This window comes from Ruegeria sp. SAZA006, assembly GCF_059613465.1.
In genome coordinates this window covers 395,243-416,931 of sequence record NZ_JBXWSO010000010.1, presented here as the reverse complement: position 1 = coordinate 416,931, position 21,689 = coordinate 395,243, and the positions used below count along the sequence as shown (strand labels likewise).

The 21,689-nt window shown below is 62.5% G+C and carries 23 protein-coding genes; 6 read left to right on the top strand and 17 right to left on the bottom strand.

Translation table 11 applies throughout. From position 1 onward, the window contains the following. Nucleotides 1-77: 77 nt before the first annotated feature. Both AC2FNZ_RS11425 and AC2FNZ_RS11420 read right to left on the bottom strand, forming a co-directional pair. Nucleotides 78-437, bottom strand: a complete 360-nt coding sequence (locus AC2FNZ_RS11425; RefSeq protein WP_496840713.1) for a hypothetical protein — start codon at nucleotides 435-437, stop codon at nucleotides 78-80. Nucleotides 438-448: 11 nt separating this feature from the next. Then, a complete protein-coding gene (locus tag AC2FNZ_RS11420) occupies nucleotides 449-1,210 on the bottom strand; it encodes a DUF6478 family protein (protein WP_496840712.1) in 762 nt (253 codons plus the stop codon). Nucleotides 1,211-1,457: 247 nt separating this feature from the next. Between AC2FNZ_RS11420 and AC2FNZ_RS11415 the strand changes: the two genes are divergently transcribed. The 4 genes from AC2FNZ_RS11415 to AC2FNZ_RS11400 are packed head-to-tail and all read left to right on the top strand — an operon-like array spanning nucleotide 1,458 to nucleotide 7,714. Further along, nucleotides 1,458-4,538, top strand: a complete 3,081-nt coding sequence (locus AC2FNZ_RS11415; RefSeq protein ID WP_496840711.1) for an ABC transporter transmembrane domain-containing protein — start codon at nucleotides 1,458-1,460, stop codon at nucleotides 4,536-4,538. Nucleotides 4,539-4,540: 2 nt separating this feature from the next. Then, nucleotides 4,541-5,440, top strand: a complete 900-nt coding sequence (locus tag AC2FNZ_RS11410; RefSeq protein ID WP_496840710.1) for a CPBP family intramembrane glutamic endopeptidase — start codon at nucleotides 4,541-4,543, stop codon at nucleotides 5,438-5,440. 58 nt (nucleotides 5,441-5,498) lie between these two features. Continuing rightward, nucleotides 5,499-6,443, top strand: coding sequence for an acetyl-CoA carboxylase, carboxyltransferase subunit beta (gene accD, locus AC2FNZ_RS11405; protein ID WP_496840709.1), 945 nt, complete (start codon nucleotides 5,499-5,501; stop codon nucleotides 6,441-6,443). Next, nucleotides 6,440-7,714, top strand: coding sequence for a bifunctional folylpolyglutamate synthase/dihydrofolate synthase (locus AC2FNZ_RS11400; protein WP_496840708.1), 1,275 nt, complete (start codon nucleotides 6,440-6,442; stop codon nucleotides 7,712-7,714). The genes accD and AC2FNZ_RS11400 overlap by 4 nt, the downstream gene beginning before the upstream one ends. 39 nt (nucleotides 7,715-7,753) lie before the next feature. Here AC2FNZ_RS11400 and zapE read toward each other — a convergent pair whose 3' ends face one another. Next, nucleotides 7,754-8,812 carry a cell division protein ZapE gene (zapE, locus tag AC2FNZ_RS11395; protein WP_093963756.1) on the bottom strand — a complete coding sequence of 353 codons (1,059 nt, stop codon included), beginning with the start codon at nucleotides 8,810-8,812 and terminating at the stop codon, nucleotides 7,754-7,756. 145 nt (nucleotides 8,813-8,957) lie between these two features. Here zapE and AC2FNZ_RS11390 point away from each other — a divergent pair, with 145 nt between their 5' ends. Then, nucleotides 8,958-10,199, top strand: a complete 1,242-nt coding sequence (locus AC2FNZ_RS11390; RefSeq protein ID WP_496840707.1) for an MFS transporter — start codon at nucleotides 8,958-8,960, stop codon at nucleotides 10,197-10,199. 2 nt (nucleotides 10,200-10,201) lie between these two features. Here AC2FNZ_RS11390 and AC2FNZ_RS11385 read toward each other — a convergent pair whose 3' ends face one another. The 6 genes from AC2FNZ_RS11385 to mbfA all read right to left on the bottom strand — a co-directional run bounded on the left by AC2FNZ_RS11385 (nucleotide 10,202) and on the right by mbfA (nucleotide 15,704). Next, nucleotides 10,202-10,822, bottom strand: coding sequence for an HAD family hydrolase (locus AC2FNZ_RS11385; RefSeq protein ID WP_496840706.1), 621 nt, complete (start codon nucleotides 10,820-10,822; stop codon nucleotides 10,202-10,204). Nucleotides 10,823-10,895: 73 nt separating this feature from the next. Further along, nucleotides 10,896-11,351: a YaiI/YqxD family protein gene (locus AC2FNZ_RS11380; RefSeq protein WP_496840705.1), complete on the bottom strand. Its 456-nt coding sequence runs from the start codon at nucleotides 11,349-11,351 to the stop codon at nucleotides 10,896-10,898. Further along, on the bottom strand, nucleotides 11,348-12,817 hold the full coding sequence (gene sthA, locus AC2FNZ_RS11375; RefSeq protein ID WP_093963338.1) for a Si-specific NAD(P)(+) transhydrogenase: 1,470 nt from the start codon (nucleotides 12,815-12,817) through the stop codon (nucleotides 11,348-11,350). Before sthA ends, AC2FNZ_RS11380 begins: the two co-directional genes overlap by 4 nt. A gap of 3 nt (nucleotides 12,818-12,820) precedes the next feature. Next, a complete protein-coding gene (gene fghA, locus AC2FNZ_RS11370) occupies nucleotides 12,821-13,654 on the bottom strand; it encodes an S-formylglutathione hydrolase (RefSeq protein WP_496833722.1) in 834 nt (277 codons plus the stop codon). Nucleotides 13,655-13,755: 101 nt separating this feature from the next. Continuing rightward, entirely contained in the window at nucleotides 13,756-14,685 is a 930-nt protein-coding gene (locus AC2FNZ_RS11365; RefSeq protein ID WP_496833720.1) for an AEC family transporter, read from the bottom strand. Between the two features lie 44 nt (nucleotides 14,686-14,729). Then, nucleotides 14,730-15,704, bottom strand: coding sequence for an iron exporter MbfA (gene mbfA / locus AC2FNZ_RS11360; protein ID WP_093963335.1), 975 nt, complete (start codon nucleotides 15,702-15,704; stop codon nucleotides 14,730-14,732). Nucleotides 15,705-15,831: 127 nt separating this feature from the next. Between mbfA and AC2FNZ_RS11355 the strand changes: the two genes are divergently transcribed. After that, entirely contained in the window at nucleotides 15,832-16,449 is a 618-nt protein-coding gene (locus tag AC2FNZ_RS11355; protein ID WP_170435732.1) for a TetR/AcrR family transcriptional regulator, read from the top strand. Between the two features lie 9 nt (nucleotides 16,450-16,458). On the opposite strand, the gene AC2FNZ_RS11350 is transcribed toward AC2FNZ_RS11355, so the two are convergent. The 8 genes from AC2FNZ_RS11350 to AC2FNZ_RS11315 all read right to left on the bottom strand — a co-directional run bounded on the left by AC2FNZ_RS11350 (nucleotide 16,459) and on the right by AC2FNZ_RS11315 (nucleotide 21,688). Beyond that, nucleotides 16,459-17,298 carry an EamA family transporter gene (locus AC2FNZ_RS11350; protein ID WP_093963333.1) on the bottom strand — a complete coding sequence of 280 codons (840 nt, stop codon included), beginning with the start codon at nucleotides 17,296-17,298 and terminating at the stop codon, nucleotides 16,459-16,461. 175 nt (nucleotides 17,299-17,473) lie between these two features. Then, a complete protein-coding gene (gene ureG / locus AC2FNZ_RS11345; protein WP_496840704.1) occupies nucleotides 17,474-18,109 on the bottom strand; it encodes an urease accessory protein UreG in 636 nt (211 codons plus the stop codon). Further along, nucleotides 18,106-18,759: an urease accessory protein UreF gene (locus AC2FNZ_RS11340; RefSeq protein WP_496840703.1), complete on the bottom strand. Its 654-nt coding sequence runs from the start codon at nucleotides 18,757-18,759 to the stop codon at nucleotides 18,106-18,108. Before AC2FNZ_RS11340 ends, ureG begins: the two co-directional genes overlap by 4 nt. Then, nucleotides 18,743-19,189: an urease accessory protein UreE gene (locus tag AC2FNZ_RS11335; RefSeq protein ID WP_496840702.1), complete on the bottom strand. Its 447-nt coding sequence runs from the start codon at nucleotides 19,187-19,189 to the stop codon at nucleotides 18,743-18,745. The genes AC2FNZ_RS11340 and AC2FNZ_RS11335 overlap by 17 nt, the downstream gene beginning before the upstream one ends. Before the next feature lie 15 nt (nucleotides 19,190-19,204). After that, nucleotides 19,205-20,914 (bottom strand): urease subunit alpha, encoded by a 1,710-nt coding sequence (gene ureC / locus AC2FNZ_RS11330; protein ID WP_496840701.1) that lies wholly within the window; start codon nucleotides 20,912-20,914, stop codon nucleotides 19,205-19,207. Beyond that, nucleotides 20,914-21,219 (bottom strand): urease subunit beta, encoded by a 306-nt coding sequence (locus AC2FNZ_RS11325; RefSeq protein WP_170341542.1) that lies wholly within the window; start codon nucleotides 21,217-21,219, stop codon nucleotides 20,914-20,916. Before AC2FNZ_RS11325 ends, ureC begins: the two co-directional genes overlap by 1 nt. Next, nucleotides 21,216-21,374, bottom strand: coding sequence for a hypothetical protein (locus AC2FNZ_RS11320; protein WP_170341545.1), 159 nt, complete (start codon nucleotides 21,372-21,374; stop codon nucleotides 21,216-21,218). Before AC2FNZ_RS11320 ends, AC2FNZ_RS11325 begins: the two co-directional genes overlap by 4 nt. Nucleotides 21,375-21,385: 11 nt before the next feature. Continuing rightward, nucleotides 21,386-21,688 carry an urease subunit gamma gene (locus AC2FNZ_RS11315; RefSeq protein WP_005976933.1) on the bottom strand — a complete coding sequence of 101 codons (303 nt, stop codon included), beginning with the start codon at nucleotides 21,686-21,688 and terminating at the stop codon, nucleotides 21,386-21,388. Between the last annotated feature and the right edge of the window lies 1 nt (nucleotide 21,689).

Genomic DNA, 21,689 nt, shown 5'->3' with positions numbered 1-21,689 from the left:
TGCATGAATTCAGCGAAAAAGATAGGAATGCGTCCAAGCAGACTTCGAATATGCTGAACCTGCCGGCTTTTGGCCGATCAACCCTGATCAGCGCTCAACCGACGCACCACGCGCTTCAGAAGGTCAAGTTCGGCGCGCAGCAGGTCCATCTCGGCGCGGATATCGCCTACGGCCGGCGCACCCGCGATTACGGTGATGTCACCCACTTCTTCCTGTGAAGCGCTGTCGAGGATAATCACACTATGCACACCATCGGACAACAGGACCGTTGGTACGGGAACCCGAACATGCCAGCCACCTTCGGCCTCGGAAACCTCGATACCTTGCAGGACCTGATCCCGGTACCGGGCTTCAAGTTGGGGTGCGGTATTTCCTGAATAGTGGCCTTCCCATACGCCATCTTCGAACCGGATCGGGACGAGTTTTGTTTCCGCCATGGCCTTTCCCTTCACAAGTCAGCGCGATGATGGCGGCACAGGGTCAAATCCCGCAGCACCACACGGTTCATACCAGGATCCTGGATGATAAGGTCCAGCCACATCTTCTCGATGCGACGTTCGTTCAAGGACAGATGCGCAAGATCAAAATCGATGTCGGATGTCGCATGTTGCGGTTCCAGCTTTCGCAGCACCTGCTCGGTATTCGGTCCATTCTGGATGTTCAGTCTGGCAAAGACCTCGGCCGGGCGCTCACTGTCGACCGTCACATGAGCCCGGACCAGGTGTTGCCGCGTCAGACCCTCGGCGGCGCTGCCCGGAAGTTCGACAGACACGGAGAGGAACGAGCCTTGAAAGCTGAATACGTCGATCGCCAGGCTGAAAGGCGCCAGGTCCTTTTCCCCGCTGTTGCGGATTTGCCGGACTGCAATCTCGGCCAGCGGACAGTCATGGAAAAGCGCCACGCTGTCATCAAGCTGCGCCTTGCGAGACAATGATACCAGGCCCGTAACGGGCAGGGGGCTGCCCCACAAATCCGGGCGCCAGGCCCAATCCGTGCCAAGCGGCCTGGGAAAATTCTGGGTGCCGATATGCGGGCGGGTCAGGCGCCCGTCCGCAATCTGGATCAGCCGATCAAGTTGGGCGCGAAGAAAACGCGCCTGATCACGCTGCTGGCGAAGCAGAGGCAGGTCTTCGTGCGCCGCGTTCTGCGCCGTCCGTTTCCAGTGCCCAACTGCCTTGCGGCTGAAATACCGATCCAGAAGTCTGCTCATGTGCCCAGTGCCTGAAACTGCACCTCTTTAGTCGGAATCCGCGGGCGGAATAAACCCGCCTTCGACAGATAGCACTGCAAAATTCCCGAATTGTGAACGACGCCGGTCCTGCCGGCCGGTCTTTTTTGCAAGATCACGCCGGGGCACGTTCTTGAAATAGCACGGGGCAAAGCTTACCGTCAGTCACCCGGTCGCCGTGGATCCTCCGCAACGGGCCGCAGTCCAAAAAACAAGACGAGGCCGGGGCATGGAACCCACCCTATTCGCGTTCATCTGGAAACATTCCAAGAAACAGCAGTTCATTCTTCTGCTGTTGACCGTTCTTTCGTTTCCGTTTCTCTATGCCTCGCTTGAATTGCCCAAGCAGATCATCAATGACGCCATCGGCGCGACCGGAAACACGGTAACGCTGTTCGGTACGAAGGTGACCCAGGTCCAATACCTGCTGATCCTGTGTTTTGCGTTCTTGGGAACCGTCCTGGCTGGCGGCCTCATGAAGATGCGCATCAACACCATGAAGGGGATCCTGGCCGAACGCATGTTGCGGCGGCTCAGATTCACCCTGATCAGCCGGATGCTGCGCTTCCCCAAACCGTATTTCTCGACCACAAGCCAGGGCGAGCTGGTGTCGATGATATCGTCCGAAGCGGAACCGATGGGCGGACTGATGGGCGACGCGATCGCCCAGCCGGTTTTCCAGTTCGGTCAGATGATGACGATTGTCACATTCCTGTTCATGCAGAGCGTCTGGTTCGGGCTGGCTTCGATCGCGCTGATCCCGCTGCAAGCCTGGCTGATCCCGCGCCTGCAGCGCCAGATCAACCTCTTGAACAAGGACCGTATTCAGGAGATCCGCCATCTGAGCACCGAGATCGGCGAAACCGCCGCCGGTATCAGCGACCTGCGCGCGAACGGTGGTTGGCGCTATCGGCTGGCGCAGTTCAGTCATCGTCTGGGAACATTGTTCGATATCCGGGTCCGGATCTACAACAAGAAATTCTTCATGAAGTTCCTCAACAACCTGATCACGCAAATGACGCCGTTTCTGTTCTATTCGGTCGGCGGCTATCTCGCGATCACGGGCGAAGTGACAGTCGGTGCGCTGGTTGCGGCGCTGGGGGCGTACAAGGATCTCAGCGGCCCTTGGCGCGATCTGCTGACCTATTACAATCAGGTTCAGGACATGTCGTTGCGCTGGCAGGTCGTCACCGAACGATTTGCGCCCGAGAACATGATCCCCGAAGAACTGTTCTATGGCGAGCCGGAGAGCATCCCGCACCTGCAAGGCGACATCGAATTGCGCAATGTCACGGTGCGTGACGAAGACGGCAAGTTGATCCTTGAAGACATCGACCTGACGATCCCAAAGGGCGCTCGGGTCGCCATCAAGGCCTCGCACGACTCGGAAAGACAGGCGCTGGCCCAGTTGCTGATCCGCGAGATCCTGCCGGTTCAGGGCGAGGTCCTTCTGTCTGGGCACAACCTTCGCGAACTCCATCAGGCGGTGATCGCCGCCCGTGTCGGCTATGCCCACTCGCGACCCTACTTGTTCAACGGCACGCTTGGGGACAACCTGCTGATGCCTTTGCGTCCCCATCCCCAGCACGAGACCGAAGCTCTGAAGACTCCATCACGTTATCAGGTCGAAGCCGTGCGCGCCGGCAACTCCCCGGACCTGCTGGAGGACGAATGGGTCGACCCACGCCTTGCCGGGCTGCAGAGCATCGACGAGATCCGGGATTGGTGGTTCGAACTGGTCGAGGCGATGGGCATCGACGAATTCATGTTCCGGCGGACGTTGCGGTCGCAATTCGATCCCGAACTGCACCCCCATCTGGCCAAGGCGATCGTGGATGCGCGCGACAAGGTTGCAGCGCGTCTCAAGGAAAAGGGCTTGGACAAATACGTTTACCGGTTCGATCCGGACCGGTTCAACCCGGCCGTACCTTTGGGGGGCAACCTTCTGTTTGCCTCACCGTCGCGCAACATCTCACCGGACATCCTGGCCGGGGACGCTCGATTTCTTGCCATGCTGCGGGCCCATGATCTGGACAAGGACGCCCTAAGCATCGCGACGGCGGTCCTCAGCACGCTGCGGAAAACATTCGGCCGAGAAGGGACGGATCACCCGCTGTTCCTGCGTTTGGGCATGTCCAAGGACATGTACCACCGACTGCTCGACATCGACGAACGCCGCATGTCGAAAGGTGAGGCAACCCTGTCCGAACGTGAAATGGCACTGTTGCTGACGGTGCCGTTCATGCTGACCGCCGAACAGATCGGCCCCAGTTTCCCCAAGGAGTACAAGGAAAAGATCCTTTCGATCCGGCGCACGCAGGCCCAAAACCTGCACGCATCTTTCGACGGGCTGTTCATTCCCGTGGCACCCGAAACCTATGTTCCGCGCCTGACCGTCATGGAAAATGCCCTGTATGGCCGCGTGTCGCTGATGGCCGGGGCACATGCCGAAGAGATCGAGGATGCCGTAGCCGAAGTCCTGATCGAGGCCGGTCTCACCCGTCGCCTGGCGGCTATCATCTACGATCTGCCGACCGGTCTTGGCGGGGCCAACCTGCCCACGGTTTTCCAGGAACGTGCCGCGTTTTCACGGGCAGCGATCAAGCGGCCCGACATCCTGATCCTGGACAAGGTCCTTGCCAGCCACGATTCGGAAAGCCGTCTGCGTACGCGCCTCAAGCTGCGTGAGTTGCTTCCTGACTCGGTCATGATCTTCATGGAAGATCATTTTGGCCATCCCGAAGCCTATGACATGTACGTGGAAATCAAGGACGGTCGAATCGACGGTGTATCGCGTTCCAAGGTCGAGGCGGATGACGAACAACCCGAAGACTTCAGCCGAAAACTCAAGATCATTTCGGCAACCGAACTGTTTTCGAGGCTTGACGGAAAGCACCAGCGTCTGCTGGCCTTTTCGGCGCAATGGTACGACGCCGCGGCGGGGCAGACCATATTCTCACGCGGGCAAACGCCCGACGCAGCCTATCTTTGCATCTCCGGACAGGCGAGTCTGGAATGGACGATGCCGGACGGCGAAAAGCGCAACATCTCCATCGTCGAGCCAGGCCGCCTGATCGGAGACCTGTCGATCATCACCGGCGCGCCTCGGCAACTTGACCTCGTTGCTATGACCGACTGTTCGTTCCTGCGGATCGGTGCGGAAGAGCTGCGCGCGGTGGTAGAAGGTGACGCGGCTGTTTCGATGCGCCTTCTGGAAACGGTTGCCGGGTATCTGACGACCGTCTCGGAACGACTGCTGCTGTCGAACACCCCGTTGACACCCGAAGCCGAGACCGGGGCGGGCGGTTAAGAATGCGTGACCCGCAGCCACACCCGGCCTATGCCCCGCACGAAATCTTGGTGGCGCCGACCAGGGCTTTTCCCGAACTCTGGCGGCTGCTGCTGGGGTTCGCGATCATCACGGTCGTCGTGCTGGCACTGAATCTGGTTCTCCTGGCCGCTGTAACCGCCTTTGGTTCGGCCGAACTGGTGTCCGGTTTCGAAGACGGTTCATCGGCCCTGGCGCTGCTGGTCATCCTTTCCAGTTTCTACTTTGCCACGCTGGGCGTCGGATTGGCCGTGCGACAGGTGCAGCACCGGAAACTGATCTCGGTGGTCGGGCCGCCGATTCTGACTGCACGGCAATTCTGGCGGGTTTTGCGGGCGCTGGTCGTGTTGGGCGCCTTGCTTTTTGTTCTGCCGCCATACGATATGGGACCGCCGTTGGAGCCAAACCTGCCGGTTTTCAGGTGGCTGCTGCTGTTGCCGCTGGCGCTGGTGGCTGTCCTTATTCAGGTCAGCGCCGAAGAGATTCTGTTCCGCGGGTTCCTGCAACAATCGCTGGCCGCCCGGTTCAGGGCCCCGTGGATTTGGATGGGCGTACCGTCCCTTATCTTTGCCGCCGGGCACTACGCACCGCTTGCGGCAGGTGACAATGCGATCCTGATCGCAGGTTGGGCCTTTGTCTTTGGCCTGCTTAGTGCCGACATCACCGCCAGGGCAGGGACGCTGGGACCCGCAATCGCCATGCATTTTGCCAACAATGTAACGGCTCTGCTGATTGTCTCGTTGCCTGACGGTCTGAGTGGGTTGGCCCTCTATCATCTTCCGTTCGAAACATCGGACACCGGTATCCTGCGCCAGTGGCTTGTCGTGGATTTCGCGGTGATGATCGTCAGCTGGCTTGTCGCGCGACTTGCACTCAGGCGCTGATTGCATTTCCTTCCGTAGCGTCTTATTTGACTGCAACCCGCATCAGCAAGGTTCCGACATGAACTGGATCACAAACTACGTCCGCCCCCGGATCAACTCGATCTTCTCCCGCCGTGAGGTGCCCGAGAATCTCTGGCACAAATGCGACGAGTGCGGAACGATGCTGTTCCACCGTGAACTGGCGGACAACCAGAATGTCTGTACCCAGTGCGGACACCATATGCTGATCACCCCGCGCGAACGGTTCAAGCATCTGTTCGACGGTGGTATTTTCACCGAAGTCGCAGTGCCCGCGCCCAAGGAAGACCCGCTGCAGTTCCGCGATCAGAAGAAATACCCCGACCGCATGAAGGCAGCGCAGAAAAAGACCGGCGAGAAAGAAGCGATGCTGGTTGCCACCGGCGAGATCGGCCGCACGCCGATCGTGGCCGCGGCGCAGGATTTCTCGTTCATGGGCGGTTCGATGGGTATGTATGTGGGCAACGCCATCATCGCCGCCGCGCAAGAGGCGGTGAAGCTCAAGCGCCCGCTGATCCTGTTCTCCGCCGCCGGCGGCGCCCGGATGCAGGAGGGCATCCTCAGCCTGATGCAGATGCCGCGCACCACGGTCGCGGTGGAGATGCTGAAAGAGGCCGGCCTGCCTTATATCGTCGTTCTGACCCATCCCACCACCGGCGGCGTTACGGCGTCCTACGCGATGCTCGGCGACGTGCATATTGCCGAGCCGAACGCGTTGATCTGTTTCGCTGGCCCCCGCGTGATCGAGCAGACGATCCGTGAGAAACTGCCCGACGGCTTCCAGCGCGCCGAATACCTGCTGGATCACGGCATGCTGGACCGCGTCACCAAACGGACCGAGATGCGGGACGAGCTGATCACCATCACCCGGATGCTGATGGGTCTGCCCCCGGCGGTCAAAGGCGATCTGCCCGCCCCGAACGAGGGCGCGGCCGAACAGCCTGACGCGCAGAGCAAGCCTGCCGAAGACCAGCCCAAGAAATGACCGGGCCCACATCCGACGTCATCCTCGACCGGATGATGGCGCTGCACCCCAAGATCATCGACCTGACCTTGGACCGTGTCTGGCGTCTGCTAAAGGCCTTGAACAACCCGCAGGACAAACTGCCCCCGGTGATCCATATCGCCGGCACCAACGGCAAGGGCTCGACCCAGGCGATGATCCGTGCCGGGCTGGAAGGGGCCGGGCTGACGGCCCATGCCTATACCTCACCGCATCTAGCGCGGTTCCACGAACGTATCCGGCTGGCGGGCGAGCTGATCTCGGAACCCGACCTGACCGCCGTTCTGGATGAGTGTTACACCGCCAATGGCGACGCGAACATTACCTATTTCGAGATTACCACCTGCGCGGCCTTGCTGGCCTTTTCCCGCGCACCTGCCGACTACACGCTGCTCGAGGTCGGTCTTGGCGGGCGGCTCGACGCCACCAACGTGATCGCGAAGCCTGCCGTTTCGGTCATCACCCCGATCTCGATCGATCACGAACAGTTCCTGGGCAACACGCTAGCCAAGATCGCCACCGAAAAGGCCGGCATCATCAAGCGCGACGTGCCCTGCATCGTCGGCCCGCAACCGGACGAAGCGATGGAGGTCATCGAGGCCACCGCCGCCCGCCTCGGCGCACCGCTGCTGGCTTACGGACAGCACTGGCACGTCCACGAGGAACTTGGCCGCCTGATCTACCAGGACGAAACCGGACTGCGCGACCTGCCGCTGCCAAACCTGCTGGGGGCCCATCAGATCCAGAACGCCGGCGCCGCACTGGCGGTCCTGCGCCACCTCGACCTGGGCGACGAGGCCTACGAGGCCGCGGTCACCCGTGCCGAATGGCCCGCCCGGATGCAGCGCCTGAAGACCGGCCCGCTCGTCGAACAGGCGCCTCAGGCCGAACTCTGGCTGGACGGCGGCCACAACGCCGCCGCCGGCGTCGCGCTGGCGGACGTCTTGGCCAAGCTGCCCCCGCGACCCACACACCTGATCTGCGGCATGCTCAACACCAAGGACGTGACCGGCTACCTCTCCCCGCTTGCCCTGCAAGCCGCAAGCCTGACCGCCGTTTCCATCCCGGGCGAGACCAACACGCTGAGCGCCGCCGAAACCGCCGCCGCCGCCAAATCGGTGAACCTGCCCGCGACGACCGCCAGCAGTGTGTCCCAAGCCCTCGACACCATCGTCAAAGCCGACCCTAAGGCGCGCGTGCTAATCTGCGGCTCGCTCTACCTTGCTGGCAACATCTTGCGCGAAAACGGCTGACGATTCATTGAGCCACAGCTACGGCAGAGGCAACGCTCGCTATTGTCCCCAGTCCTGCGCCTGCATCTCCCGCAGGCGCGAGGCTGTGCGCTCGAACTCGAAAACACCTTCCCCCTCGACATACAGCATCTCGGGCTCGGCGGCCGCTGAACAGATCAACCTCACCTTCGCCTCATACAGCGCATCGATCAACGTGACGAACCGCTTCGCCTCGTTGAAGTTGTTGCGCGACAGGCGCGGTATGTCCTCGAGCACCAATACTTTTACCGCATCAGCAATGGCAAGATAGTCCCCCGGCCCCAGCATCCGGCCGCACAGATCGTAGAACGAAGCCCGTGCCACACCATTGCGAAACGCGGGCAACACCACCTCGCGCCCCTTGACGTGTAGGGTCAAGGGTTCGGCCGGCCCACCGGACAGGTCGGCCCACACGGCCCGGATCTTCTCTCGCGCCTCGGGTCCGATAGGTGTGAAATAGACCGGCGAGCCCTCGAGCCGGTTCTGCCGGTAATCCGTGGGCGACGTCAGCTCCCACACTTCGAGCTGCTGCTTGATGTGGTGGATGAAGGGCAGGAACAGCTGCCGGTTCAGGCCATCCTTGTACAGATCGTCGGGATGCCGGTTCGAGGTGGTCACAACGACGACGCCTCCCGCGTGCAGCAGGTCGAACAGCCGCCCGACGATCATCGCGTCAGTGATGTCGGTGATCTGCATCTCGTCAAAGGCCAGCAGGCGCACGGAATTCACGACCGAGGCCGCCACCGGCGCCAGTGCATCCTGCACGCCGGTTTCGCGCGCCTCATGCATGCCCGCGTGGATTTCCTGCATGAAGGCATGGAAATGAACGCGCCGGGCCGGAATATGCCCCAGTGTTTCGACGAACATGTCCATCAACATGGACTTGCCGCGCCCCACGCCGCCCCACAGGTACAAACCTTTGGGCGGCGGCGGTGCCTTACGGAACAGCCCGCGTTTCACCGGTGCGGCCAAAGCCGCCCGGATACGCTCGAACTGGGGCAGAACGGCCTCTTGCGCGTCGTCGCGGTTCAGGGTGCCATCGGCAACGCGGGCCTCGTACAACGAGATCATGTCGGTCATGGCCCGAGCCATAGCGCCCACCCGCGCCATTGAAAAGAAGGCATCCCCCGACATGCATCAATTTTGGTTAATCGTGACCGCAAAACTCCTGAATTGACGAGCGAGCCCAAGTGGATACTGTCGGCGGGCTGAAACCGGAGGCCCCATGACCCCAACCGCCCGTCTGCTCAACCCGGTGCTGATCGTCGGATGCGTGATCATCACGGTCAGCTTCGCCGTGCGCGCCTCGTTCGGCGTGTTCCAGATTCCGATCGCCGAGGAGTTCGGCTGGCTGCGCACCGATTTCTCGCTGGCCATCGCGATCCAGAACCTGGCCTGGGGCATCGGCCAGCCGATCTTTGCCGCCATCGCCGAAAAGATGGGCGACCGGCGGGCGATCATTCTGGGTGCGCTGACCTATGCGGCGGGGATGGTCCTGTCGGCCTGGTCCGTCACGCCCTTCGGGCACCAACTCTATGCCTGGTTGGTCGGCTTCGGTATCGCGGGCACGGGCTTTGGTGTGGTGCTGGCGGTGGTCGGGCGGGCCGCGACGGATCAGAACCGCTCGATGTCGCTGGCGATCGTGACGGCGGCGGGCAGCTTTGGGCAGGTGATCGGTGCGCCGACGGCCGAATGGATGCTGACCTTCCTGCCGTGGCAGCAGGTGTTCATCATCTTCGCCATTGCCATTCTGGCCCTTGTGCTGACGCTGCCTTTCATGCGCGCGCCCGCGCAGGTCAGCAAGGCCGAATTGGAAGAAAGCATGGGCAAGATCCTAGGCCGCGCCTTCCGCGACCCGTCCTATGCGCTGATATTCCTGGGTTTTTTCAGCTGCGGCTATCAACTGGGTTTCATCACCGCGCACTTCCCGGCCTTCGTGACCGAGATGTGCGGCCCGATCCAATCCGGCGGAGTCCTGCATGCGATGGGCATCACCACAACGTCTGCTTTGGGTGCGCTGGCGATCTCGTTGATCGGGCTCGCCAATATCGGAGGCACCCTGCTGGCCGGGTGGGCGGGCAATCACTTCCCCAAGAAATACCTTCTGGCGGCGGTTTATACCGGGCGCACGATCGCGGCCGCAGCGTTCATCCTGTTTCCCATCACGCCTATGACCGTGATCCTGTTCTCGCTGGTCATGGGGTCACTGTGGCTGGCGACGATCCCGTTGACCTCAGGCCTCGTCGCACATCTTTACGGTTTGCGCTACATGGGCACGCTGTATGGCATCATCTTCTTCAGCCATCAGGTCGGAAGTTTCCTGGGCATCTGGCTGGGCGGCCGCATGTATGACCTGTACGGCGATTACACCATTGTCTGGTGGATCGGCGTGGCCATCGGCGCCTTCAGCGCGATCGTGCACCTGCCGATCCGCGAAAACCGCCCCGCGCAGCCCGCTGCCGCATAGGATCAGGCGGCCTCGTCCGAGGAGAGCAGACCTTCGGCCACCAGCCTTTCGGCCCAGCCCTTCGGGCCGTCGAAATGGTGGGTCTGCCATCCACGGCCACGGGCGGTTTCGATATTGTCGATCCGGTCGTCGGTGAACAGCAGCGTCTCGGGTGGCAGGCCGCAATCCTGTTCGACCATCTGGTAGATCGGGACATGCGGTTTCACCATCTTCATGCGCCCCGAGACGTAGTGCCGGTCGAACTCGTTCAGGAACGGATAGACGTTGGTGGCATAGTCGAAATTCTGTACCCCGAAATTGGTCAGCGCAAAGACCGGCACGCCCTTGGCCCGCAGCGCGCGCTGCAGCCGGACCGAATGCGGAATCTCGGGCGCGGCCAGTTCGATCCAGTTGTCGTGCCACATGCGGATTTCGTCGCGCCAATCGGGGTATTTCTCGGCCCAGGCATAGATCGTGTCGGTGAAGTGATGCCCCTGATCGACCAGGTCGTTCATGCCGTGCAGATCGACGGCCGAGAACATCTCGCGGCGCCTGTCCTCGCCGATCACACGGTCATAATACCGCTCGGGCTGCCATTCGATCAGAACGTTGCCGATGTCAAAAACAACCGCTTCTACGGGCATGGGGGTTCCTGTTCGCTTGTGTTGCGTTTGGGGCTGACTGAACCAACCCGCCGAGCGGGATGCAAGGCCAAACTCAGCCGCGCAGGGCGGCGCGCATCTCACGCTCGAGCGCGTCCAGAAACCGCGATCGGTCAGCCTTGGAAAACGGTTTGCCACCGCCCCCGGCGCCCAGCGGATTGGCGGCGCGCAGATCCGCCATCAGATCGCGCATCGCCAGTTGCTGACCGATATTGGCGGCGGTGAAGGCCTCGCCATTGGGGCGCAGCACCCGCGCGCCGGCCTGGACGCAATTGGCGGCCAACGGGATGTCCGAGGTGATGACGATGTCGCCCGCGCCGCACCGCTCGGCGATCCACTTGTCGGCCTCGTCCGCGCCCTGGGCCACGGTCACGATCTGAACCAGCGGGTTGGCCGGCGGGCGCAGCCCGCCATTCGCCACCACCACCATCGGCACCTTGTGCCGCGTGGCGACGCGTTCGGCCTCGGCCTTCACCGGGCAGGCGTCGCCATCGACATACAGGGTCGTCACGCTTGCTTGGCCTTCTTGGGCGCCAACTTTGCTGGCTCGGGGGCATCGGATTTGCGCACCTTGAACTCGTCCGGGATCGGCATCCGGTTGAAGGCGTCGAGCCCGGCAATCTTGTAGGCCTCGGCCAGGGTCGGATAGTTGAAGGTGTTCTGCACGAAATAGTCCACCGTGCCCTTCAGGTTCAGCACCGCCTGGGCGATGTGGATCAACTCGGTCGCGCCCTCGCCGACGATCTGAACGCCCAGCACCCGGCGGGTTTTCAACGAGAACAGCATCTTCAGCATCCCATGCTCGAGCCCCATGATATGCCCGCGCGAGGTCTCGCGGAACCGGGCCACGCCCACCTCGTAGGGAATGCCGCGTTCCTGCAGCTCTTCCTCGGACATGCCGCAGGTCGAGATTTCGGGCACCGAGTAGATGCCGTAAGGGAACCAAGGGCTTTCTGGCAGGGTAGGGGTCTCAAGCGCGTGGCAGGCCGCAACGCGTCCCTGCTGCATCGAGGTCGAGGCCAGCGACGGATGCCCGATCACGTCCCCGGTGGCATAGATATGCGGCACCGAGGTCTGATAGGTCTTGCGGTCCACCGAAATGCGGTTGCGGTGGTCGGTTTCGATCCCAACCGCACCCAGATTCAGCGCCGAGGTGTTGCCCATGCGGCCCGCCGCAAACAGCAGCATCTCGGCCCGGACATGGCGGCCGTTTGACATTGTGATCTCGACATGCTTGCCGGCGTCCTCGATCTTTTCCACGGCCGAGCCCAGGCGCAGGTCCACCCCGTTTTCGCGGATCTGGTGGGTGAATTCCTGGATCAGGGTCTTGTCGATGAAATCCAGAAAGGTCTCGCGCGGTTCGATCAGCGTCACCCGCACATCCAGCGCCGAGAACATCGTGGCATACTCGACCCCGATCACGCCCGCGCCGATCACGCAGAGCGAGCGCGGGATCTCGGCCATTTCAAGAAACTCGTCGCCATCGACGATGGTCTTGCCGTTGAAGGGCACGTAATCGGGGCGATAGGTTTTGGTCCCGGTCGAGATCAGGAATTTCGCGGCCGTCAGGCGGGTGGTGTCGCCCGCATCGGCTGTGACCTCGATCTCGTGTGGGCCGACAAAACGGGCTACGCCGTCCATGGTTTCAACGTGGTTGCGGTTGAACTGGTGTTCGAGCACGTCAACCTCATAGTCCAGCGTCATGTGCAGCCGGGCTTTGAGGTCTTCGGCGCGGATCTGGTCCTTGACCCGATACGAGCGGCCGTAGAAGCTGCGCTCGCGCCAGCCCGACAGGTTCAACACCGTTTCGCGGAGTGTCTTCGATGGGATCGTCCCGGTGTGCACCGACACGCCGCCCAACCGGTCACGGCGGTCAACCACCAGAACCTTGCGTTTCAGCTTGCCCGCCTGAATGGCGGCCGCCCTGCCCGAGGGACCCGAGCCGATGATGATGAGATCGTAGTCGTATTTGCTCATGTCTCAGTCCCCATACAGCGCTTCGGCGTGGAAGGTGACGTGGTCTTCCATGAAGGTCGAAACGAAGAAGTAAGAGTGGTCATAGCCCGGCTGCAGGCGGTTCGTGGCCTGCTGACGGCGCTCGGCGATGGCCTGGGCCAGCGCCTCGGGGCGCAGCAGGTCGATGAACTGGTCGTTGGTGCCGGTGTCGATCAGGATCGGGCCATTGAACCCCTTTTCCTTCGTCAACAACGATGCGTCGTGCTTCGCCCAGGCGGCCTCGTCATCGCCCAGATAGGCGCTCAGCTGCTTACGGCCCCAGTCGCTGGCCGTGGGGTTAGAGATCGGCGCAAAGGCCGAGACCGAGCGGAAGCGGCCCGGAAGGTTCATCGCCAGCGTCAGCGCGCCGTGGCCGCCCATGGAATGGCCGGTGATGGCCTGGCGGTCGCCATCGATGGCGAAGTGTTCGACCAGCAGCGCGGGCAGTTCCTCGGCCACGTAGTCCCACATGTTGAAATGCGGTGCCCACGGGGCCTGAGTAGCGTTCACATAGAACCCGGCACCCTTGCCCAGGTCGTAATCCTCGTGGTCGGCGACCCCCTCGCCGCGCGGCGAGGTGTCGGGGAAGACCAGCGCGATGCCCTGTTCGGCGGCCCAGCCCTGCGCGCCCGCCTTGACCATCGCGTTTTCATGGGTGCAGGTCAGCCCCGACAGATACCACAGGACCGGAACCGGGCCGTCCTTGGCCTCGGCCGGCAGGAACAGGCCAAAGGTCATGTCGCACTGGCACGCCGCCGAGGCGTGGCGGTACACGCCCTGCACGCCACCGAAACAGGCGTTTTCGGAAAGGGTTTCCATCTGGCATCATCCTTACGTTGGGTTCGTGCCATGGCTAACGGGCGAAGGCCCCGGCGTAAAGTCCGGGCACCAATGTTCGCACGCATTTTGAAGTCGCCGCGTCAGAATGCGGCAACCCACGCGATGACCACCGGCACGGTCAGAATGCTGACAATGGTCGACAGTAGAATGGCGGCAGATGCCCGGTGCGGCGCCACGCCATAGTGGGCCGCCAGCATGTAGACATTGCCGGCCACAGGCAGGGCGGCGGCGGAGATAGCCACCGCCGCGGCAAAAGGATCAGTCGGCAGCAGCCACAGCAGCACCACAGCCACACAGGCCGGATGCACGGCAAGTTTGCAAAAGCTGAGCCAGAGCGCGATCTGAACCCGCTCGGCTGATTTGCTGGCCAGCGAGGCGCCGATGGCGAACAGCGCGCCCGGCGTGGCGGCGCCGCCCAAAATGGTCAGAAAATCGTTCAGCGGGGCCGGCACCGGCATCTGCAGGGCAGACCAGATCAACCCGGCCGATATCGAGACGATCATCGGGTTCTTCAGCAAACCAAGGCCGATCAGGCGCAAAGTTCCGGCACTCAGCCGACCATCCCGCCCGCCGTTGATCAGGATCACGATCAGAGAGGAAAACACCACCAGATCGACCGTCAGAACCAGCATGACCGGCCCGATGGCGGATTCGGAAAACAGCAGGGCCAACATCGGCAGACCCAGAAAGCCCACATTTCCGATAGCGGCGCATTGCGCCTCGACCGCCGCGGTGGGGATATCGAGTCCACGCAGATAGGCGACTAACGTGGCCAGCGCGTATACGCCGGCGGTGCCGATCAGATAGCCCAGCATCAGCCGCGCGTTGAAGATCTCGGCAAAGGGCAGCGTGGCGGCAAAGCGGAACAGCATCGCCGACAAAGCGAAATAGAATACGAATTTGGTCAGATAGGCCGTGGCGTCTTCGGTGAAGAACCGGCTGCGCCCGGCCCAGTATCCCAGGCCGATGATCGCAAAGAAGGGCAGGGTGCGCAGAAAGATATCGACCATGCGCAGATTGGTAACATAGAATTACCACATCGCAAGCAGGGTCATCACCCGCTGCCGATCAAAATCCCGGCTGCCAGCACCAGCGATCCGCCCAGAACGACCTGAAAAGCCGCACGGAAGAACGGAGTTTCCATATAGCGGTTCTGAATCCACGCGATCGCCCACAATTCGAAAAACACCACGATGAAGGCAATGATCGTGGCCGTCCAGAATTCCGGGATCAGATAGGGTAGGGCGTGGCCCAATCCGCCGACCGTGGTCATCACGCCGGACGCCAAACCCCGCTTGACCGGTGAGCCACGGCCCGACAGCTCGCCATCGTCCGATGCCGCTTCGGTGAAGCCCATGGAAATACCTGCGCCCACTGACGCTGCAAGGCCCACAAGAAAGGTCGTCCAAGGGTCGTGCGTGGCAAAGGCCGTCGCGAAGATCGGCGCCAAGGTCGACACTGACCCGTCCATCAGCCCGGCCAATCCCGGCTGGACCCAGGTCAAGATGAATTGCCGGTGCGAAATCACCTTTTCAGCTTCTTTTTCATCGTGATCCAGGTGAGCTTCTTCCAATTCGGCGGCCGCGGCTTGATGTCCCGCTTCGGCCGCGGCTAGGTCGCCCAGAAGTTTGCGTGTTGCTGCATCGGTCGTACGACCAGCAGCCGCCAGATAGAAGCGTTCCGCGTCGCGCTCCATCATCTCGGCTTCTTCGCGGATTCGCTCGATTCCGAGATTCTCGACCAGCCAGATCGGACGGCGGGCGTAGTAACCGGCTACATGCTCGCGCCGGATCAGAGGGATCACCGGGCCGAACCGATCCTCGTGCAGACCGATCAGGCGACGGCGGTGCTCGTCTTCCTCGGCAGCCATGCCATCGAAGATTTTGGCCGTCGCCGGATAGTCGGGGCGCAGCATTTCGGCATATGACCTATAGATCCGCGCGTCGTCTTCCTCGGACGAAATCGCTAGCGCAATAACTTCCTGCTCGGTCAGATCTCTGAAGTGTTTGCGCTGAGTGAAAAACCGCATAGCCACCCTCGTTTTAGAATTATTCTAATCTACGCTGCGTAACGGAACTTTCAAGCCGAATTGAAAACCGTTGAAACTGAACTGACTGGTTTATAGATTTGTCGCAGCACCCAGCCAAGGAGACACCATGACCCAAGCCGCCACCATCGTGCGTACCGGACGGAAATTCGACCAGGTTCTGAACGGCGCCCGAGAGGTTTTCATGGCGGATGGGTTCGAAGGCGCAAGCGTCGATGACATCGCGCGCGCGGCGGGTGTGTCGAAGGCGACGCTCTACAGCTATTTCCCGGACAAACGACTTCTGTTTTCCGAGGTGGCGCAGACCGAGTGTTGCCGCATGGCTGAAAACGTGCTGGCCATGATCGACGAAACCAAACCGGTACGCGAGGCATTGATGATCACCGCCACGCATTTGACTCGGTTTCTGGTATCGGATTTTGCGCAGCAGGTGTTCCGCATCTGCGTAGCCGAGCGTGACAGGTTCCCGGAACTGGGCAAGGCGTTCTACGAGGCCGGCCCCGCCAACGGTCAGCGCCAGATGGCCGAGTATCTGGAAAAAGCCGTGGCCAAAGGTGAACTGGCGATTGACGACGTGCATTTTGCCGCCGAGCAGTTTTCGGAATTGTGCAAGGTGCGCCTGTGGACGCTCGCGGCTTTGGGGATCCAAACCCGGTTCTCGGACGAGGAAATCGACGAAGTGGCCACCAACGCCGTTGACATGTTCATGGCGCGTTACGGCACCTGACGGATCGGCTCAGCCCGACAGTCCAACCAGCGCCACGCCCCCCGCCATCAGGATGGCGGCCCCCAGCCTGCGCACCCAATACCCTTCGTGCAGGAAGACGAACCCGATCAGGGCCGCAAAAATCACTGAGGTTTCCCGCAACGCCGAGACCGCCCCCAGCGGTGCGAAATTCTTGGCATACAGCACCAGCCCATAAGCCAGCATCGACACGAAGCCGCCTAGGATGCCGATCGCCCAGGTGCGCGCCGGAAGCTGTGTCAGAACCTGCCGCCGTCGAAGACCCACAAAACCGGCGATGAACAGGTGCAGAAACGCCCCCCAAGCCCAGTAGCTGAGTGTGTTTCCAGACAGCCGCACCCCAATACCGTCCACAACCGAATAGACCGAGATGCAAAGTCCGGTACCCACCGCAAACCCCAGCGCTGCGCCGCCGACGCCCTGCCGGAGCGAGCTCCAACTGCTGAGTTGGATGCCGCACGCGATAAGGCCGATGCCGATCCAGGCTTGCAGGGGCAGAACCTCATCCAGCAACAGATAGGCCCAAAGCGCCACCAGCGCCGGAACGATACCTCGGGCGATCGGGTAAACCACGCTGAGGTCGCCATGCTGATAGGCTTTGCCCAGCATGAAGTAATAACCGAAATGCACGACGGTGGACAAAAGGATGTAGACAAAGCTGTCGCCGCCCGGAAAGGGCAGGACAAGGATCATCACGCTGGCTGGGATCACATGCCCGAAGGCCACAAGCCCCAGCGTCGTCGTCCGGTCGCCCGCGGTTTTGACGATGGCGTTCCAGACGGCGTGCAGGATGGCAGCCGACAGAATGATCGCGACGACGAATGGGCTCACCGGCGGTCCTCAGGTGATGGGGCGGCCCCTAGAAGGATCGGCCCGGCTGCAACTTTCTCGCACCGGGCTATCGCAAGGACAGCTTCGGTGGTCGAGTCCGGTTACATCGGATTACCCGACAGGCGCAAGGTTCCAAATTCTGGAACCGGAAACCCCCAAAGTCGTGTTGTGGGTCCTACGCCGTTGCACGCCGCCCGGCGTCGATGCCGGCGATCTTGTCCAACAGGTCGATGATTTCATTCGTTCCGCTACCGCTCCGCAGGTTGGTGAATACGAATGGCCGATCGCCGCGCATCCGGGCCGCGTCGCGCTGCATCACAGAAAGGTCCGCTCCGACGTGCGGGGCAAGGTCGATCTTGTTGATGATCAGGATGTCCGACCGGGTGATCGCGGGGCCACCCTTGCGGGGGATCTCTTCGCCCGCGGCCACGTCGATCACGTAGATCGTCACATCCGCCAGTTCCGGGCTGAAGGTGGCCGACAGGTTGTCACCGCCGGATTCGATCAGAACGATCTCGACCTCGGGGTGACGGCGCACCATCTCGGCCACGGCGGCCAGATTGATCGAGGCATCCTCTCGGATCGCCGTATGCGGGCAACCTCCGGTTTCCACGCCGATCACCCGGTCCTGCGGCAGGATCTGCATGCGCATCAGCGCCTCGGCGTCTTCCTGCGTGTAGATGTCATTGGTGATCACCCCGATCGAGTGGGTATCGCGCAGCGCGCGGGCTAGGGCGGCGGTCAGGCTGGTCTTGCCCGCACCGACCGGGCCGCCGATGCCCACCCGCAAAGGGCCGTTCATGCTGCTCATGTGCGGAATATCCTTGGTTGTTGGGTTTCATGTTGCATGGCCGCGATCTCGGCCAGAAAGGCGGTGCCGGAAAGGGCGGACAGATCGGCCTCCACCGCCGCGTGCGCCTGATTTGCGCACAAGGGCGCCATGTCTCGGACCACCCCTTGCGCAGCGGTCTGGCCCAGGGGCATCAGCCGCTGCGCGGCCGAAACAAGATTGCTGATGAACGCATGCAGATACAGCCGCGCGGTCGGTTCCACCGGCAAACCGGTCTGGCGTGCGGCGCAGCCGACGGCGATGGGGTAGGTCAGTTCCGTCAGTTCGATGCCCCAGACAGCAGCCGTCACACCGCAGAAGGCCGCGCCTTGTTGCGCGGTTTCGAACCTGCGCTCGAAGGGGCCGGCGAAGGCGCGGGCCATATCGTCAAGTTCGGTCACGGCCAGCTCGGATTTGGCGCGCCAAGCGGCGGTCAGAAACAGGGCATCCGACCATCCCGCACCGTGTTCCAGCACGTCGTGCAGCCAATCTCGCAGGCTGGCCGCATCGTGCACCGCACCCGATTGAACCAAGCGTTCCAGCCCATGCGAATAGGCAAAAGCCCCCACCGGGTAGGCGGGTGACAGCCATTGCGCCAGCGTCAGAAGATCAAGGTCAGTGGCTGTGGCCATGCGTCCGTCCGTGCCCATAGGCACCGCCTTCGGGGCTGAAGGGCGCGCGGATGTCCTGGACCGTCGCGCCAAGCTTCAAAAGCATGTCGCGGATCACATGGTCGCGGCGGATCACCAAGCGGTCGGGCTGGATCTGGCAGGGGGTGTGGCGGTTGCCGATATGCCAGGCCAACCGGGTCAGGTCGGGGCCGGTGACGGCGAACAGGTCCTCTTCTGCGGCGACCACCTCGATCAGGCGACCATCGGCCAGCTCGAACGCGTCCCCTCCGTCCAGCGAGGTCGTCTGCGACAGATCCACCAAGAACTCTTCGTTCTGGGCGGTGCGCAGCATTCGGCGGCGCAGAAAGCGGTCTTCGTAGTTCAGCGTCACGGTGCCATGGGTTTCGTCCCACTGACCGTTGCGGCGGATTTTCTGTGTTGTGGCAAGCATTGGGGGCATCCCTTTTCAGAACAGGAAATAGCGTTGCGCCATGGGCAGGGTTTCGGCGGGCTGGCAGGTCAGCAATTCGCCGTCGGCGCGCACCTCGTAGGTTTCGGGGTTCACCTCGATCTCGGGCAGGGCGTCGTTCAGCCGCAGATCGCGCTTGCCGATCGCGCGGGTGTTGCGCACGGCGACGGTCTGCTTGGCAAGGCCCAGACGCGCGGCGATGCCGTCCTCTTGGGCGGCTTCCGACACGAAGGTGACCGCGCCCTGTTCGACCGAGCGGCCATAGGCCCCCCACATCGGCCGCGAATAGACCGGCTGAGGCGTGGGGATCGAAGCGTTCGGGTCGCCCATCTGCGCACAGGCGATGCTGCCGCCCAGCAGCACCATCTCGGGCTTCACGCCGAAAAAGGCGGGGTTCCACAGCACCAGATCGGCGCGTTTGCCTTCCTCGACGCTGCCGATATGGGTACCAAGCCCGTGCGCGATGGCCGGGTTGATCGTGTATTTCGCGATATAGCGGCGCACGCGGAAGTTGTCGTTTTCACCGGTTTCTTCCGGGAGGCGCCCACGTTGTTTCTTCATCTTGTCGGCGGTCTGCCAGGTGCGGATCAGCACCTCTCCCACGCGGCCCATCGCCTGGCTGTCGGACGCGATGATGCTGAACGCGCCCATGTCGTGCAGAATGTCCTCGGCCGCGATGGTCTCGCGCCGGATGCGGCTTTCAGCAAAGGCCACGTCCTCGGGGATGGATTTGTCGAGGTGATGGCAGACCATCAGCATGTCCAGATGCTCTTCGACCGTGTTCACCGTAAAGGGCCGGGTCGGGTTGGTCGAGGAGGGCAGCACATGCGCCTCGCCGCAGATCTTGATGATGTCGGGGGCGTGGCCGCCGCCTGCACCTTCGGTGTGGAAGGCGTGGATCGTGCGGCCTTTCATGGCGGCCACGGTGTTTTCTACGAACCCGCTTTCGTTCAGGGTATCGGTGTGGATCATCACCTGCACGTCCATCTCGTCGGCCACCGACAGGCAGCAATCGATGGCCGCAGGGGTGGTGCCCCAGTCCTCGTGCAGTTTCAGGGCGCAGGCCCCGGCCAGGACCTGTTCGCGCAGGGCCGCCGGTTGCGAGGCGTTGCCCTTGCCCGCAAAGGCCAGGTTCATCGGAAAGGCATCGGCCGCCTGCAGCATGCGTCCGATATGCCAGGGGCCGGGCGTGCAGGTGGTGGCCAGCGTGCCATGCGCCGGGCCGGTGCCGCCGCCCAGCATGGTGGTCAGGCCGGAATGCAGCGCATCCTCGATCTGTTGCGGGCAGATGAAATGGATGTGGCTGTCGAACCCGCCGGCGGTCAGGATGCGGCCCTCGCCGGCGATGGCCTCGGTGCCGGGGCCGATGATGATATCGACGCCGGGCTGCGTGTCGGGGTTGCCCGCCTTGCCAATCTTGGCGATGCGCCCGTCTTTGAGGCCCACATCCGCCTTGTAGATGCCCGTCCAGTCAACGATCAGCGCATTGGTGATCACGGTGTCCACCGCCCCTTCGGCGCGGGTGGCCTGCGACTGGCCCATGCCGTCGCGGATCACCTTGCCGCCGCCGAACTTGACCTCTTCGCCATAGGTGGTCAGGTCGCGCTCGACCTCGACGATCAGGTCGGTATCAGCCAGCCGCACCTTGTCGCCCGTGGTAGGGCCGTACATGGCGGCATAGTCGGAACGTTTAATCCGGGCTGGCATCAGAGGTCTCCCATGACTGCGCCGTTGAACCCGAACACGCGCCGCGCGCCGCCGATCGGGATCAGCTGCACCTCGCGCCGCTGGCCGGGTTCGAAACGCACGGCGGTTCCGGCGGCGATGTCCAGCCGCATGCCGTGGGCGGCGGCCCTGTCGAAGTCCAGCGCCGGATTGGTTTCGGCGAAATGATAGTGCGAGCCCACCTGCACGGGCCGGTCGCCGGTATTGGCCACCATCAGGGTGATCGCCGTCGCGCCCGCGTTCAGCTCGATCTCGCCGGGGGCGGTGATGACCTCTCCGGGGATCATTTGCGTGCCTTCAGCCAGAATGCGACGCCGCCGATCGCCAGCAGCAGGACCAGCACCAGCCAGGTGCCTGAGTCATGCGGGTGCAGGTGCGGCCCGTCATGCGCCAGCGCGGGCGCGGCCATCAGGGCGAAGGGCAGGGAAGCCAGGTTTCTCATCGTCATCTCCTTCAGCGGATGGGGTTGTGAACGGTGACCAGCTTGGTGCCGTCGGGGAACGTCGCCTCAACCTGCACCTCGTGGATCATCTCGGGGATGCCGTCCATGCACTGATCGCGGGTGATGACCTGCGCGCCGGCCTCCATCATGTCGGCGACCGAGCGGCCGTCGCGGGCACCCTCGACCACGGCATCGGTGATCAGCGCGATGGCCTCGGGGTAGTTCAGGCGCACGCCTCGGGCCAGGCGCTTGCGCGCCACCTCGGCGGCCATGGCAATCAGCAGTTTGTCTTTTTCACGCGGCGAGAGTTGCATG